Annotated in this window: 15 protein-coding genes; 10 read left to right on the top strand and 5 right to left on the bottom strand. The window is 44.3% G+C overall.

Annotation, left to right across the window (positions count from 1 at the left end):
- Nucleotides 1-149: 149 nt before the first annotated feature.
- The 7 genes from FK220_RS14205 (at nt 150) to rimK (ending at nt 6,312) form a co-directional block, all read left to right on the top strand.
- Nucleotides 150-1,601 carry a type III PLP-dependent enzyme domain-containing protein gene (locus tag FK220_RS14205; protein ID WP_152575005.1) on the top strand — a complete coding sequence of 484 codons (1,452 nt, stop codon included), beginning with the start codon at nt 150-152 and terminating at the stop codon, nt 1,599-1,601.
- Between the two features lie 28 nt (nt 1,602-1,629).
- Nucleotides 1,630-2,571 (top strand): agmatinase, encoded by a 942-nt coding sequence (gene speB, locus FK220_RS14200; RefSeq protein ID WP_152575004.1) that lies wholly within the window; start codon nt 1,630-1,632, stop codon nt 2,569-2,571.
- Entirely contained in the window at nt 2,561-3,535 is a 975-nt protein-coding gene (locus tag FK220_RS14195; RefSeq protein ID WP_152575215.1) for a deoxyhypusine synthase family protein, read from the top strand. The genes speB and FK220_RS14195 overlap by 11 nt, the downstream gene beginning before the upstream one ends.
- Nucleotides 3,536-3,537: 2 nt before the next feature.
- The gene (locus FK220_RS14190) at nt 3,538-3,861 is read left to right on the top strand and encodes a hypothetical protein (RefSeq protein ID WP_152575003.1); all 324 of its coding nucleotides are present in this window, start codon (nt 3,538-3,540) and stop codon (nt 3,859-3,861) included.
- A 135-nt stretch (nt 3,862-3,996) separates the two neighbouring features.
- Nucleotides 3,997-4,407, top strand: a complete 411-nt coding sequence (locus FK220_RS14185) for a hypothetical protein (RefSeq protein WP_152575002.1) — start codon at nt 3,997-3,999, stop codon at nt 4,405-4,407.
- Between the two features lie 40 nt (nt 4,408-4,447).
- Nucleotides 4,448-4,864 (top strand): VOC family protein, encoded by a 417-nt coding sequence (locus FK220_RS14180; RefSeq protein ID WP_152575001.1) that lies wholly within the window; start codon nt 4,448-4,450, stop codon nt 4,862-4,864.
- Between the two features lie 122 nt (nt 4,865-4,986).
- Entirely contained in the window at nt 4,987-6,312 is a 1,326-nt protein-coding gene (rimK, locus tag FK220_RS14175) for a 30S ribosomal protein S6--L-glutamate ligase (protein ID WP_394352432.1), read from the top strand.
- Here rimK and FK220_RS14170 read toward each other — a convergent pair.
- Nucleotides 6,304-7,242 carry an NAD-dependent epimerase/dehydratase family protein gene (locus tag FK220_RS14170; protein ID WP_152574999.1) on the bottom strand — a complete coding sequence of 313 codons (939 nt, stop codon included), beginning with the start codon at nt 7,240-7,242 and terminating at the stop codon, nt 6,304-6,306. The two genes, rimK and FK220_RS14170, sit on opposite strands and share 9 nt — an antisense overlap.
- Before the next feature lie 63 nt (nt 7,243-7,305).
- Here FK220_RS14170 and FK220_RS14165 point away from each other — a divergent pair, with 63 nt between their 5' ends.
- A complete protein-coding gene (locus tag FK220_RS14165) occupies nt 7,306-7,800 on the top strand; it encodes a hypothetical protein (RefSeq protein WP_152574998.1) in 495 nt (164 codons plus the stop codon).
- 76 nt (nt 7,801-7,876) lie between these two features.
- Nucleotides 7,877-8,971, top strand: a complete 1,095-nt coding sequence (locus FK220_RS14160) for a DUF2652 domain-containing protein (protein WP_152574997.1) — start codon at nt 7,877-7,879, stop codon at nt 8,969-8,971.
- 49 nt (nt 8,972-9,020) lie between these two features.
- Here FK220_RS14160 and FK220_RS14155 read toward each other — a convergent pair whose 3' ends face one another.
- From FK220_RS14155 to FK220_RS14140, 4 genes are all read right to left on the bottom strand, one after another.
- Nucleotides 9,021-9,725: a hypothetical protein gene (locus tag FK220_RS14155; RefSeq protein ID WP_152574996.1), complete on the bottom strand. Its 705-nt coding sequence runs from the start codon at nt 9,723-9,725 to the stop codon at nt 9,021-9,023.
- 338 nt (nt 9,726-10,063) lie between these two features.
- Nucleotides 10,064-10,435 (bottom strand): hypothetical protein, encoded by a 372-nt coding sequence (locus tag FK220_RS14150; protein WP_152574995.1) that lies wholly within the window; start codon nt 10,433-10,435, stop codon nt 10,064-10,066.
- A 112-nt stretch (nt 10,436-10,547) separates the two neighbouring features.
- The gene (locus tag FK220_RS14145; RefSeq protein ID WP_238719031.1) at nt 10,548-11,354 is read right to left on the bottom strand and encodes an SDR family oxidoreductase; all 807 of its coding nucleotides are present in this window, start codon (nt 11,352-11,354) and stop codon (nt 10,548-10,550) included.
- Complete coding sequence (locus FK220_RS14140) at nt 11,347-13,632, bottom strand: M28 family peptidase (protein WP_152574993.1); 2,286 nt, start codon at nt 13,630-13,632, stop codon at nt 11,347-11,349. The genes FK220_RS14145 and FK220_RS14140 overlap by 8 nt, the downstream gene beginning before the upstream one ends.
- A gap of 121 nt (nt 13,633-13,753) precedes the next feature.
- Here FK220_RS14140 and FK220_RS14135 point away from each other — a divergent pair, with 121 nt between their 5' ends.
- The gene (locus FK220_RS14135) at nt 13,754-14,221 is read left to right on the top strand and encodes a CBS domain-containing protein (protein ID WP_152574992.1); all 468 of its coding nucleotides are present in this window, start codon (nt 13,754-13,756) and stop codon (nt 14,219-14,221) included.
- Nucleotide 14,222: the final 1 nt, after the last annotated feature.

Raw genomic sequence — 14,222 nt, 5'->3', positions numbered from 1 at the left:
CGAGACACCTTCGATCGTGTGCAGTCAACACGAATACTTTTTTATTGCCACTACCCAAAGCCAAATACAGATTTGATCGTTGTTGCTACTTATTGATTGGAAATTACGAGAATTTCATCCTTTTTAATAACAACACTTTCGTATTTTAAATGAATACCAAATACATTGATCTGATCGATCAAACATACTACTTTCCCCAGGAAGAGTTTACCTTGGAGGGCGAATATCTTCGCTTTCACGACATTCCCCTGAACGAACTCGTTGAACGCTATGGAAGTCCTTTGAAATTCACCTATTTGCCCAAGATTTCAGAAAACATCCAGCACGCTAAAAACTGGTTTGCAATGGCCATGGCCAAAAGAGACTATCAGGGAAAATACTACTATTGTTATTGTACCAAAAGTTCGCATTTTCATCATGTGTTGAATGAAGCCTTAAAGAACGACATCCATATCGAGACTTCGTCTGCCTTTGATATCAATATTGTAGAGCAGCTTAAAAGGACCGGGGGAATCAAAAACGACACCTACGTCATCTGTAATGGTTTCAAAAGGGACCACTATATCGAAAACATCGCCCGTTTGATCAACGAAGGCCATGAAAACTGTATCCCGATCATCGATAATTATGAGGAAATCGATTTACTGACCGAGGCCATCGATGGTTCTTTCAAGGTAGGTATCCGAATCGCCTCGGAAGAAGAGCCCAAGTTCGAATTCTATACCTCCCGCTTGGGAATCGGTTATAAGAACATTGTTCCGTTCTACGAAAATCAAATTAAGAACCATGACAAGGTCGAGCTCAAAATGCTCCACTTCTTTATCAATACCGGCATCCGCGACAATGCGTATTACTGGAACGAATTGGCAAAATGTCTAAAGGTGTATGTACGGTTGAAAAAAATCTGTCCATCGTTGGATAGCCTAAATATCGGAGGAGGCTTCCCCATCAAAAGCTCCTTGGCCTTCGAGTACGATTACCAGTATATGGTCGATGAGATTTTGAACCAAATCAGCATTGCCTGTGCCGAAGCAGATGTAGCGGTACCGCATATCTTCACGGAGTTCGGAAGCTTTACGGTAGGCGAAAGCGGCGGGGCCATTTACGAAATTCTGTACCAGAAACAGCAGAACGATCGTGAGAAATGGAACATGATCGATTCGTCGTTCATCACCACCTTACCCGATACCTGGGCGATCAACAAGCGTTTTATCATGTTGCCCATTAATCGGTGGTACGACGAGTACGAGCGGGTCTTATTGGGTGGGCTTACTTGTGACAGTGATGATTATTACAACAGTGAGCAGCATATGAACGCAATTTATTTGCCCAAATACAAGCGAGACAAACCGCTGTATATCGGTTTCTTCAATACCGGAGCCTATCAGGAAACGATAGGAGGGTACGGAGGCCTGCAACATTGCCTGATACCACAACCCAAGCATATCCTGATCAACAGGGATGCAAACGGAACATTAATGTATGAACTGTTCAGCCCCCAACAAAAAGCCGAAGACTTTTTGAACATTTTGGGATACGGGCAGGAAAAAGCCAAGAAAGCGTCAAAAGCGGAAACACTGCAGACTAGTGGCCTGAAGTAACGAATCATAAAATAAAAGGAAATAAAAAATGAACGCAATTAAGAATTACGCTGGAATTCCTGACGAGTTCGCGCAATTGGAAAAAGCTAAAATAATATTAATACCCGTCCCTTACGATGGCACCAGTACCTGGGGTAAAGGTGCCGATAAAGGGCCTTCAGCCTTTTTGGAAGCTTCGGCGAACATGGAACTCTATGATATCGAGACCGATACCGAAGTCTATGAGCAAGGCATTTATTTAGCCGAAGCCATTACCGCATTTAGTAGCCCGGAGGAAATGGTCAATGCAGTACATACAAAAACCAAGGAGTATATTAAAAGAAACAAGTTCGTAACCCTGTTCGGTGGGGAACATTCTATTTCCATCGGGACTATTCGGGCCTTTAACGAATGTTTCGATAACCTCTCGGTATTGCATATCGATGCGCATGCCGACCTCCGAAAATACTACGAGGGCACACCTTACAACCATGCCTGTGCCGTACATGAGGCTAGCCAAACGACCAATTTGGTGCAGGTAGGCATCCGAAGCATGGATGCCATCGAAAAGACTTACATGGATGAAGAAAAGACCTTTTTTGCCCACGAAATGGCCAATGACGAATATTGGATGGATAAAGCCATCGATACCTTAACCGAAAATGTGTTCATCACGTTTGACCTCGATGCCTTGGATCCTTCCATCATGCCGTCGACCGGCACACCCGAACCGGGAGGATTATTCTGGTACGAGACCCTCGATTTTCTTAAACAGGTGTTCGAGGAGAAAAATGTGGTCGGTTTTGACCTGGTAGAACTTTGCCCGAACGAGGTAGATAAGCATAGCGATTTTCTTGCTGCCAAACTCTATTATAAAATGTTGAGCTATAAATTCATGGGGCAGGCCGCCGAGGATGAGTACGACAATACGTATGACACCGCCCGGAAACCGGTAGCGCCGAACAAAAAATTTAACCATGATGAGGACTAAAGGGCCTATTTCAAATTTTATCGAGAATTATTATCTGCATTTCAACGCGGCCGCCCTCGTCGATGCGGCAAAAGGTTACGAAGCGCAGCTCAACAAAGGAGCCAAGATGTTGGTGTCGTTGGCCGGTGCGATGTCGACCGCCGAACTGGGGAAGATTTTGGCAGAGATTATTCGACAGGAAAAAGTACATATTATCTCCTGTACGGGTGCAAACCTGGAGGAAGATATTATGAACCTAGTGGCCCATTCGCACTACAAGCGGGTGCCCGAATATCGTGATCTGACACCAAAAGATGAATGGGCCTTATTGGAAAAGGGACTCAATCGGGTCACCGATACTTGCATTCCCGAAGAGGAAGCCTTTCGACGCCTACAACAACATATCTTTAAAATCTGGAAAGACGCGGAAGAAGCAGGAGAACGCTATTTCCCCCATGAGTTTATGTACAAAATGCTCTTATCAGGGGTCTTGGAACAATATTATGAAATCGACATCAAGGATTCCTGGATGTTTGCAGCCGCTGAAAAAAATTTACCGCTTGTATGCCCCGGCTGGGAAGATAGTACCATGGGCAACATCTTTGCCTCCTACGTGCTCAAAGGCGAACTAAAGGCAAGCACCATGAAATCGGGAATCGAATATATGACCTTTCTGGCCGACTGGTATACCGACAATGCCGACAATGGTATCGGATTTTTTCAGATAGGTGGGGGTATTGCCGGCGACTTTCCCATATGTGTGGTGCCGATGTTGTATCAAGATATGGAACGGACCGATACGCCTTTTTGGAGTTACTTTTGTCAGATCAGTGACAGTACCACCAGTTACGGGTCGTATTCCGGAGCGGTACCCAATGAGAAGATTACCTGGGGCAAACTGGACATCGATACTCCAAAATTTATCATTGAAAGTGATGCCACTATTGTGGCTCCCCTAATTTTTGCTTACCTTTTGGATATGTAATTATGGACAGGCACCCAAACTTAAAAAGAGTCATCGTTGATTTCAAGAAGCTGACCCCGGAGGTTCTCAAACTTCTGGTGGAGCGCTACCCTGATGGATACGATGATCGTAACATCATCACGTTTCGAAATTCCCACGGGGAGCGCATCGAGGCGGTCGAGGTACTTACCGAGGATACCAAGTATCTGGTGAAGATCAGTGCCAAACTCGAGTATACCATGGAAAACTACGATGAGGACGACTATGCCGATTTTGAAGATGACGATCCCACAGCGGTAGTTGAGCCCGATCCGGAGGATCTATCCGACGAAAACGATGACATCTGAACATACCGTTGGGCAAATCTTATTACTTTCCGAATACTCACAGTATTAGTTCTTTTTGACCGGCAATGTATCCATTTTCATGAAAATTTTAGTGTCTAGCCAAGCAGTACCCAAAACTGGCGAAAGACCACCATTATGAAAATGGATGAAATCGAAAATATTGGACTTGAATTTTTGGACGTAGGGGATTCTAAGGAGCCCAGGAAAGCCATGATACCGTCTTACCAAAATACGCAGGACCCTTATTGGGAAGAAGGCCATAATGAAACACTGTTGGATAACTCTCAAGGGTGCAAGGTAGTATTCATGCTCGATGGCCCGGGCCTGGGCACAATTACGCCCTGTCACTTTTCATTTCCGACCAATGGCATCAACGCGGTGGCCACCACCCTCTATACGGGGATAGTCTTGATTGCCGAAGTAGTTATTGCTGTAACGAAGGGAATTGAACCAGTTTGGCGCCGTTCGTACGCTTCGCAATCGACAAAAGACTTATTTGGACAAGGGGGTTGTGCTATTGATAAGCTAGTCTGTAAACAAAAATAGTTCGGAACATTTAAAATTTCATCTTTTAAAATAGCGTCCTATGAAAACCGCATCGTTTCATTTATCACTGCCGTGTTTGAGCATTGGCAGGACGAAGGAATTCTACACAGGGGTTGTTGGTGCCGACCTGGGTAGGAACACATCACAATGGCTCGACATCGACCTGTTTGGAAATCAAATTACCTTTACCAAATCGGGAGGTTTTAATTTTTCGTACCAAACCTACAAATTTGAAGATTCCGTATTACCTTCATTTCATTTTGGGGTCATCGTCGATCAGGATACCTGGCAGCGGCTTCATGATCGGTTGCAATCCTTTGAATACGAAGTGACTACCCAAGCTACCTTTTTAAGGGGTCAATCGGGGGAGCATATATCCTTTTTCGTAAAGGATCCCAACGGTTATATGGTAGAGTTCAAACACTTCAGAGATCAAAACGAAATGTTCAGTCAATAGTCTGTTTTTGACGGTGTCATCCCCCTGCAAATACGTCTTTATTCAAGAAACTACATTTATACCCAACCAGATTGAAAAAATTAAAAATTATAGGTAGTGAGGAATGGTGCATTTTTCCCGATATGGGGATTCCGGCCATTAAGGCCAGGGTCGATTCCGGTGCCAAAACCTCGTCGATCCAGGCGACCAATATAAAGGTATACAACAAGGGAGCCCAGGAGTGGGTAAAATTTGAGGTGAACCCCCTACAGGAGAATCGAAGCATTGCCATTGAATGCGATGCCCGTCTGATTGATAGACGCATGGTAAAAAGCTCCTCGGGAATCTCCGAAGAGCGCTTAGTAGTCAAAACACCGGTTGCCCTCGGCCATGATACATTCGGAATAGAGCTTACTTTGGCCAATCGGGATACTATGGAGTTTCGAATGCTCCTAGGGCGGGAGGCCCTCACCAATAGGTATATGGTTAATCCTGCCGATAGCTATGCGATCCAGGACTTCAAGGAAGAAGAATTGAATTCGATCTATGCTCCTTACTTTAAGGAAAAAACTGGATTAAAAATTGCCCTATTGGCGAGCAACCCTGAATTATACAGCAATAAAAGGCTGGTCGAGGCAGCGGAGGCCAGAGGACATGAAATCGTGTTTCTCAACGTAGAATTGGCGTACATGAAATTGGATGCCCGTTCGCCCGAGATTCGGTACCGTGGGGGGAATATCCTCAACGAATTTGATGCGGTCATTCCCCGAATAAAACCTTCGGTCACCTTTTATGGCTGTGCATTGATACGACAGTTCGATAATTTGGGCGTATATTGTCAGAACTCTGCAGAGGCGATTGCCCAGTCCCGCGATAAATTGTTCGCTTCGCAATTGTTTTCCAAAAACGACATCCATATTCCCATAACCGGTTTTGCCAAATCACCAATGGATACCAAGGATCTTATTCGAATGGTCAACGGAGCGCCGTTGATTATTAAACTTCTCGAAAGTACACAAGGAAAAGGGGTGGTGCTTGCAGAGACCAATAAAGCGGCCGAAAGCGTTATCAACGCGTTCAAAAGTGTCAACACCAATATCCTGGTCCAAGAATTCATTAAAGAGGCTAACGGCCAGGACATTCGTTGTTTCGTGGTCAATGGGAAAGTGGTGGCTTCGATGCAGCGACAGGCCGAAAAGGGTGAATTCAGAGCCAATATTCACCAAGGTGGCAAAGCGTCCATCATCAAAATAACCCAGGAAGAACGGAAATTGGCCCTAAAGGCAGCAAAAGTATTGAACTTGGCGGTCGCTGGGGTGGACATTATCCGTTCGAATAAAGGCCCGTTATTATTGGAAGTCAATTCATCACCAGGTTTGGAAGGAATCGAAAATGCAACGGGACAGGATATTGCCAATTCGATGATTATGGCCATCGAGAAAAAATTGAAATTCAGTTCCCTAGCTTAGATGGGCCAACATCTCACCGGTTGTCTTTTCCAAGTCAAATTCCGGTGTCCAGCCCCAATCTTTTCGGGCAAGGGAATCATCTATACTGTTGGGCCAGGAATCGGCGATGGCTTGCCGGTAATCGGGCTCGTACACAACCTTGAAATCAGGAAATCGTTGCTGAATGCTTTGGGCAATTTCTTTTGGGGTAAAACTCATCGCAGCGAGGTTATAAGAGGAGCGTATTCTGATTTTTTCGGCATCGGCCTCCATAAGTTCCAAGGTCGCACGAATGGCATCCTCCATGTACATCATCGGCAGTTTGGTATCGCCCTTTAAAAAACAGTTGAACGTATTACCCGCCACGGCCTCGTGATAAATCTCCACGGCATAATCGGTAGTGCCCCCACCCGGCATGGTTTTCCAACTGATTAAGCCGGGATAGCGAACACTTCTTACATCGACTCCAAACTTTTTAAAATAATATTCACACCAACGTTCACCGGACAGTTTGCTGATACCATAGACCGTGCTGGGCTCCATCATAGTATGCTGTGGTGTTTGGTCCTTAGGGGTGTTTGGTCCGAATACGGCAATGCTCGATGGCCAAAATATTCTTTCAACCTTCTTTTCCTTCCCTAGGTTCAACACATTGAACAGCGAATTCATATTGAGGTTCCAGGCACGTTCAGGAAACTTTTCAGCCGTAGCACTCAGCATGGCCGCCATCAAATATACTTCTCCCACCTCATAGTAGGCAACTACCTCTTCCAAAGCATCATAATCGGTGGCGTCCAATATTTCGAAAGGCCCGGAATGCATCAAGTCTTCACTGCCTTCGCGTATGTCGCTTGCAATCACTTTGTCAGAACCGTATTTCTGTCGGAGATTGAACGTGAGTTCCGTGCCGATCTGGCCACATGCACCGATAATCAATATAGTATGTTTCATTAAAGTCGCGTTAAATGAATGGGCCGTAAAGATAGCTTTTATTAAAATTTGTACATTCGTCCCATGCGAAGATTCTTCTTTTTTTGGGCATCTCTCTTACTGATTTCCTCCTGTAAACAAGAGCAGTCCGAAACCGTAGCTTCAGACACCGTATCCTTTGAAATAACTACTGAAAAATGGCCCAAAAAAACCGCCCTCAATGCCAAGGCACAATCTATTCTAAACGACTGGGTCGAATACAAGGCGTTGGAAACCAGCTTTGATGTACTTTACACCGTCGAGAATCGAGAAGACCTTAGTTTGGTCATCGAGGGCCTTATCGAGAAACAGAAAGAATTGGAGAGTTCCGAATACCCTACACCATTCGACAAACCCCAGATTAAAGGAAGACAAAAAATGTTCAAAACCTTTGTGCTAAAGGTGAAAGGGGACTTGATCTATAGATTGGATACCGAAAATTCCGTATTGGAAATGATTGCGGCCTATAACGCTTTTCGTGACCAGTTCAATATCATCGTCAACAACACATTGGATACCAAACTTATTTTAGACAAGTAAGGCCGGATCGGGAAAGCATCCATTAGGCGATGGTATGTACGCCAAGGATCGAGGTAGAAACTATACTAATTACGCGATGGCAAAATCTTTACTCTTTATTCCGGATATCTCTGGTTTCACCAAGTTTGTGCAGACTACAGAGGTAGCGCATAGCCAACATGTAATCGCCGAATTGCTGGAAGTGCTCATCGACGCCAATACGGAAGAGTTAAAACTGGCCGAAATAGAGGGCGATGCCCTATTTTTCTATAAAGAAGGAGAAGTACTTTCCCAAGAACGCCTGTTGGCACAGATCGAAACAATGTTTATAGCTTTCTATAGCCATCTGAAACTGTTGGAAAAAAATCGGATTTGCCCCTGTAACGCCTGTGCTTCAGCACCTAATCTGCAGTTGAAGCTGGTTGCACACTGCGGCGAATTGCAATACTTAGAGGTACAGGGGAATCGAAAACCTTTTGGACAAGAGGTGATTGAAGCGCATCGTTTGCTCAAAAATTCGATCGATAGTGAGAATTATGCATTGGTCAGCCGGGAATTGGCGAGCGCTATCGAACTACCTATCTACTACTATAGTAGGGTATTTCGGTTCAAAGAGGGGCAAGACACCTACGACGGTAAGGAAGTGGCCTATATCTACTCGCTGATCGACCAAAGTAAGTTAAACCTCACCACCTTTTCCCAAGGAAAAAAAGTGAGCTTCGGCACGCCTCCTAATTTATGTGAAAAAAAGGAATTTCCGATATCGGCTTCCTCTTTGTTGGAATATATCACCAACTACGGATACCGCCATCATTGGGTCAAAGGTGCCGACAAGTTCGAGTATAATGAACATGAGGTAACCCGTTTGGGCTCCGAACATATCTGTGTCGTCAATGGTAAGCATTTGAATTTTGTGACCGTCACAAAGGAAGTACAGCCTGGGCAGCTGGTATATGGTGAAATGACGACAACTCCACCACCAGTCGATGCGCTGTATCAGTTTTACGTACTGACCCCCACTTCGAAGGACTCATGCGCTTTGGAATTACAGACCTATTGGACGGCAAAATCACCCTTTAAAAAAGCCCTGATCGCATTAGTATTAAAAAGGGTATTTAAAAAGAATACCCGGACCGCCTTGAACGACTTGGCTACTTTCGTGTCCCAAAATTTGAACAAAAAAGGGCATTAACTATTAAAAAAAGTGGAATTGGATTTCCATCTGACGCAAGTCAGGATAATCAGTCTTTCTTTTCCGCAGCGGCGGGCGGATTTTTTCGTGACTCCAGGGCCTGTTTGCTCAAACTAGCCAAATTAAAATTCGGGTCGATTTTCAAGGCCTCGTCAATATAGGTAATGGCCGCATCGATGTTGTTCTTATCCTTGTTGTACTGCATCAATCCCTTTAAGTGTAGGAACGCTGCTTTTAAGGGAACTTCATAGGGTTGTTGCCTTTCATAAAAAGCGTATTTCATCTCGTCTTTTGCATTCGCGATCCCGTATTCGATATGGGTTCCGGCCCCATCGGTATCCCCGACTTGGATTTTTAAATCGGCCAGTTCATAGGCGAGGTAGGGATTCGGCTTTCTGTTATAAAGGATTTCAAACTGTTCCAAAGCACGTTTGGGTTGGCTCAGGGCCTTCAACGAGATGGCCTTTACCTGCACGGCTAAATCCGAATCCGATTCGTTCTTTTCAATACCAATCGTATTCAAGGCCTGTAAATGCTGGTTGTCATTGGCATAGATATAGGCCAAGGTATCTTTTCGTTCCTTGGAAGGTGCGATTACGTTTAAATGCGTCATGGCATTAATCACACCGGTAACATCGCCTTGTAACCGCATTTCATTGTAAAACGCCTCGTAATGTTTTTGAAGTTCACTTTTGGTCTGGGCGCTTGCCGCAAAACCCATAAGCAGCAATAAAGTAATCGCAATCCGTTTCATGTGTCTATATTTACTGATTTTTAAGAGTCACCTTATAACAAAATCCATTCAAAATACTACCACCAGAGTATCATCGATTATTTTGAACGGTTATGTCCTACCTTTAGGATTGGTGTTTATTTTTGGTGGGCAAAACTATTAAAAATATTGATAACAAGCTGTTAACGAAAAGCGTAAAATACGGCTGCCTAGTAAGATACTCGTTTAAACGCAACGCTTTCCCGCCAAGAGTACTATGAAATGGTGTATCGAAAAAGATGCACCCTGAAAATTAATGCATAAAAAAAAGGACCCTTCAATAGGATCCTCTAATTATATTGGTTTGGTCGTTGGTCTTATTAGGCCACCACTATCATATCGTTATTCCGATATGATTTTAGTAGACTGGCATAAAACGCGAGACTTCTGTTGTCTTTATCTAGGCATGATTTCAAGAAATCGCTTAGATTCCGGAACCAGAGGTTCGCGTGCAAGGTTGGCAGATCGGTGTTGACCTTTGTAGGATCGTACGCCCGATCATCCATAACGATATCCATCTCGACCCTTCTTCTGTGATAATCGATAGAGACATCGGCCGCATTGTAGTGCTTTTTAACAAGTGCCACGTGCAGCTTTTCAACATTTTGGGGAACCTTTTGCTTCGGAAAGCTTTGGGCGACGAGGCTTTCGATCTCGGATAAAATTCGCCCTCTCAAACTAAGATTTTCCATGGCAAAATGTTTTTAAATGATATAATAAAGTTACGGTTTAGTCGATGAAATGCGCTTTTCGTTAACACAAATAGCCTGACTTTGTTGTGAAAGTGCAATTTTCTGTTGTGTACTATAGGTGGATTGAAGTATCGAGGGTCATCATTTTAACATTGTAAAGCCTATTTGGGACCACTTTTTTGCTCTTCTTTCCACTTTTGGACACATATTCGGGGGACGGAAGTCCCCTTTTTATGGCTTCTGAGCGATAGTATATTGCCTTGGTAGGGTAATCAGGATAAACCCCGTTGAAGATTTCGTTCCACCATCGGTGATGTATGATACCCTCCAAAATTCGTATACAATCATCTAAATGGATAAGATTAACGTACTCGTTTCCGTTGGTCAACTCTTTTTTACCCGAAAGCCGATACACAGGATGCCTATCGGGACCGATGAGCCCTCCAAAACGTATCACGGTTACCTGCAGATCGTTATCTTTTATGAATAGTGTCTCGGCTTCTAGCAGCTGCTTCCCCGATTCGGTAGCAGGGTTCGGCTTCGTATTTTCGGTAACGACCCCCTCTACATCACCGTAGACCGAGGTACTACTGACCAGGATTACTTTTCGGGTTTTCGATACTTTGATAGCCTTGTGCAAGTGCCGTAGTTTTTGAACGTAGCTTCCCTTTTTCTGCCCGCGTAGTTTAGGCGGAATATTGATGATCAAGATTTCTACCTCCTCTAAAAAATCGATTATGTCACCTTTGATTCCATCCTCCCTAAGGGTAATCAAAAAACCCTTGATACCCTTTTCATCCAATAAGCTTCGTTTTTCTTCGGAGGTAGTGCTTCCGTTTATTTGGTAACCGTGATTCAACAAAGATGCTGCCAGAGGTAAACCCAACCATCCACAACCCATGACAGCTATCTTACTCAAATCGGATGGTTTTGGTAACCAGAACGGCATCGTTCAAGACAAATGGCATTGGAATGCTAAACTCCGGTCGTTTGGGAACGGTGAACTGAGGATTCTCCAACAAATCGTTCGACGCCTCATAAATCGTAAGCTCCAGCTGGGCTTTTTTGGGGATAGCAAGCCGTAGCTCGGTATAATCGTTGTTACTGATATAATGACTGATCAATTTACCCCTTTTTCGATTTTTCAGATAGTAGTCCGAAAGCGCGATACCATTGACCAAGGCAGCTTTGAAGTTGATATCGTTTGTAAACACTTCCAATCGGTTTACCTTACGTTGTGGCGTAATACAAAGTTCGATGTGCCGTAAATCGCCGATGATAGTATCCCTTTCGATATCGATCTTGGGCGTAGCGATTTGCTTGAGGGGTGCATCTGAAACAAAACTAAAACCTGAGCTGTATTTACTACTGATGGTCCGTTTGGCCAAGACCTCGGGCGTCCGTTTGTCTTTCCCTAAAAATTGGGCGTTCCAAGCAATGAGTTTATGGTCATAGGTGGCCCATTTAGCGGTCTTGGTATCGGCATCCAACACGTATAAAAGGCTGCTAGGCTTCGCCTTATCTGGATTAAAATCGGACTGAAAGTGGGCCACTATCATACAGCCAACAAAAAGAAACATCCCTAAAAAAGCCAAACCGTTTTTTCGTTTGTAATATCCAAAAACGGGTAGCATCAAAAAAAAGGTCAGTGTAGTAAGTAGCGTGGAGGCTACCATCATTTTAAGTCCTAAACCCACTGGGAACATTTTGATAAATGGCGCATAGATCCAAAGTGCCGGCAAGATTAGGAAAACCAACAAAAAGGCGTTGGGACGCTTTTGGTTGTTCGTAATAAAAAAGGCTGCCAGCAATGCATATACCGGAACTACAAAAAAGCTCGCCCCTGGGAGATAAACTGCCACAGCGGCACAAACCACAAGCCATAGTACCAGAGGCGCCACCAATAAATTTGGAGTGGTAACCGACTTAAACCGATGGTAGGTATAAAAACAGACCGATACCGCAAAAAGAACGAAAGCGGCGATATAGGTATACCCATTATACGTAAAGCCATGGAGCATATCCGTATAATCGGGATAAAGCCATTTCAGGACCGTGAAACTGTAGAAGCCGACCACGCCGTTTATTAGCAAGGAAGCCAAAAGGGGAACAAATCCTATACCTATTTCCCGTATCGTGAGCGTCTTCTTCCGGAATCCTTTCATCATAATGAGCGCAAAGAAAAACACGGCAAGGGCGAACATAGGCCAGATCCATTCAAAGGGATAGGAAACCAATCGAAAAAAAGGGATATTGAAATACACAAAATCGTTCAAGCTTTTAAGATTGTTCAAATCGGCATTGCTAAAATGTTTTAACAACGCCATCAGGTAGGTTCCTTGATGGGCCAAAGTCTTACGGTCCAAGCGTTCATAGTTATCCCGAACGGTATGGTAATCATAGTGGTCGTCGATGAAAGCAAAGTTGAGGCCCTCAATATCCAGATCTTCGCGAAAAACGGTCAAATCGGTATCGTTGGGCAACATCTTATAAATACTGTATACCAAGGAGTTGGCTACCGGATACTCGGGATCGGCCTTGGAAAATTCCTCTATCAATCGGCCATTACCCCGATTCGTTTCGATCAACATATAACTAGGACCACCGCTTCCCCGAGCCTCGAAATTGAGTACAAGCCCTACTTCTTTGGCCCACGGATGTTGATTTACAAAAAGATCCGCACCGTTGAGTCCCAATTCCTCGGCATCGGAAATCAACACAATAATATCGTTCTTAAACGTCTTGTTTTCAGACAAAAAAGCACGAATCCCTTCCAGAATGGTCGCCACCCCACTCCCCGCATCACTAGCTCCCAAAGAGGAATTCGGATTGCTGTCATAGTGTGATAACAACATTAATGCTTTGCCAGAACCGCTCCCTTTTAAACGGGCCAAAATGTTGGTCGCCTTGCTCAAATTACCCCAGTCACCAGCCGTGTAGCCTTCCTGGACGGAAGTTTCCAGACCCATTTTCCGCAACGCGCCAATCACATAATTCCGTACCTCGGTATGCGCTGGAAAACCTACTGCATGGGGCTTTTGGGACATTGCCTTTACATGTACCAACGACCGGTCGGTCGAAAAATCGGTTGCAGGGGCATCCCTATCCGGGGAATACGTTGGCATCGAGGCTCGAAATACCCAGTAAATGGCCAATAAAATCAAAAGAAGGGTAAGGGTAGAAGGAAATTTTTTCATCAATATTTCTTGCTCCCTAAAAATATGAAAATCTAATTTCACAGGGCATTACATCGACTTTTTTTACATCTTATTCGAAAATTACCTATATTGTAGGAAACAACCTAAAAAGTAAATTATCATGGGCATCAAGAGTTTTCAAGGTCGTAGGGCCAAACCGGATTCAAAGAAGGAATACAATGCCCCGATCATGGTCACCGACTACATGACCAAAAAGCTTGTGACCTTTACACCCGAACAGTCTATATTAGAGGTGATGGAACTCTTTACGAAATACAATATCTCCGGGGGACCGGTGTTGGATAGCAACGGCTTTTTGGTTGGGATTATCTCCGAAGCCGATTGTATGAAACAGATTTCCGAAAGCCGTTATTTCAATCAACCGATACTGGATAAGAGTGTCGAGAATTTTATGACCAAGGAGGTGGATACCATTCCACATGACATGTCAATTTTTGATGCTGCGGGTGTTTTTCACAAAGGCAACCGCAGACGGCTGCCCGTCATGAAAGATGGGTTGCTTATCGGGCAGATAAGCCGGAAGGATATCGTAGTCGCAGCGCTGAGGTTAAGTGGACAGAATTGGTAGC

Origin of the sequence: Pelagihabitans pacificus (assembly GCF_009371985.2) — a bacterium.
Lineage (GTDB): Bacteria > Bacteroidota > Bacteroidia > Flavobacteriales > Flavobacteriaceae > Pelagihabitans > Pelagihabitans pacificus.
The sequence above is the reverse complement of the archived record's forward strand: the minus strand, read 5'-3'. Positions and strand labels throughout refer to the sequence as shown.

What these genes read in the sequence shown, in the direction of transcription:
- FK220_RS14205 (WP_152575005.1), top strand. Translation starts at nt 150, where the DNA reads ATGAATACCAAATACATTGATCTGATCGATCAAACATACTACTTTCCC.
- speB (WP_152575004.1), top strand. Translation starts at nt 1,630, where the DNA reads ATGAACGCAATTAAGAATTACGCTGGAATTCCTGACGAGTTCGCGCAA.
- FK220_RS14195 (WP_152575215.1), top strand. Translation starts at nt 2,561, where the DNA reads ATGAGGACTAAAGGGCCTATTTCAAATTTTATCGAGAATTATTATCTG.
- FK220_RS14190 (WP_152575003.1), top strand. Translation starts at nt 3,538, where the DNA reads ATGGACAGGCACCCAAACTTAAAAAGAGTCATCGTTGATTTCAAGAAG.
- FK220_RS14185 (WP_152575002.1), top strand. Translation starts at nt 3,997, where the DNA reads ATGAAAATGGATGAAATCGAAAATATTGGACTTGAATTTTTGGACGTA.
- FK220_RS14180 (WP_152575001.1), top strand. Translation starts at nt 4,448, where the DNA reads ATGAAAACCGCATCGTTTCATTTATCACTGCCGTGTTTGAGCATTGGC.
- rimK (WP_394352432.1), top strand. Translation starts at nt 4,987, where the DNA reads ATGGGGATTCCGGCCATTAAGGCCAGGGTCGATTCCGGTGCCAAAACC.
- FK220_RS14170 (WP_152574999.1), bottom strand. Translation starts at nt 7,242, where the DNA reads ATGAAACATACTATATTGATTATCGGTGCATGTGGCCAGATCGGCACG.
- FK220_RS14165 (WP_152574998.1), top strand. Translation starts at nt 7,306, where the DNA reads ATGCGAAGATTCTTCTTTTTTTGGGCATCTCTCTTACTGATTTCCTCC.
- FK220_RS14160 (WP_152574997.1), top strand. Translation starts at nt 7,877, where the DNA reads ATGGCAAAATCTTTACTCTTTATTCCGGATATCTCTGGTTTCACCAAG.
- FK220_RS14155 (WP_152574996.1), bottom strand. Translation starts at nt 9,725, where the DNA reads ATGAAACGGATTGCGATTACTTTATTGCTGCTTATGGGTTTTGCGGCA.
- FK220_RS14150 (WP_152574995.1), bottom strand. Translation starts at nt 10,435, where the DNA reads ATGGAAAATCTTAGTTTGAGAGGGCGAATTTTATCCGAGATCGAAAGC.
- FK220_RS14140 (WP_152574993.1), bottom strand. Translation starts at nt 13,632, where the DNA reads ATGAAAAAATTTCCTTCTACCCTTACCCTTCTTTTGATTTTATTGGCC.
- FK220_RS14135 (WP_152574992.1), top strand. Translation starts at nt 13,754, where the DNA reads ATGGGCATCAAGAGTTTTCAAGGTCGTAGGGCCAAACCGGATTCAAAG.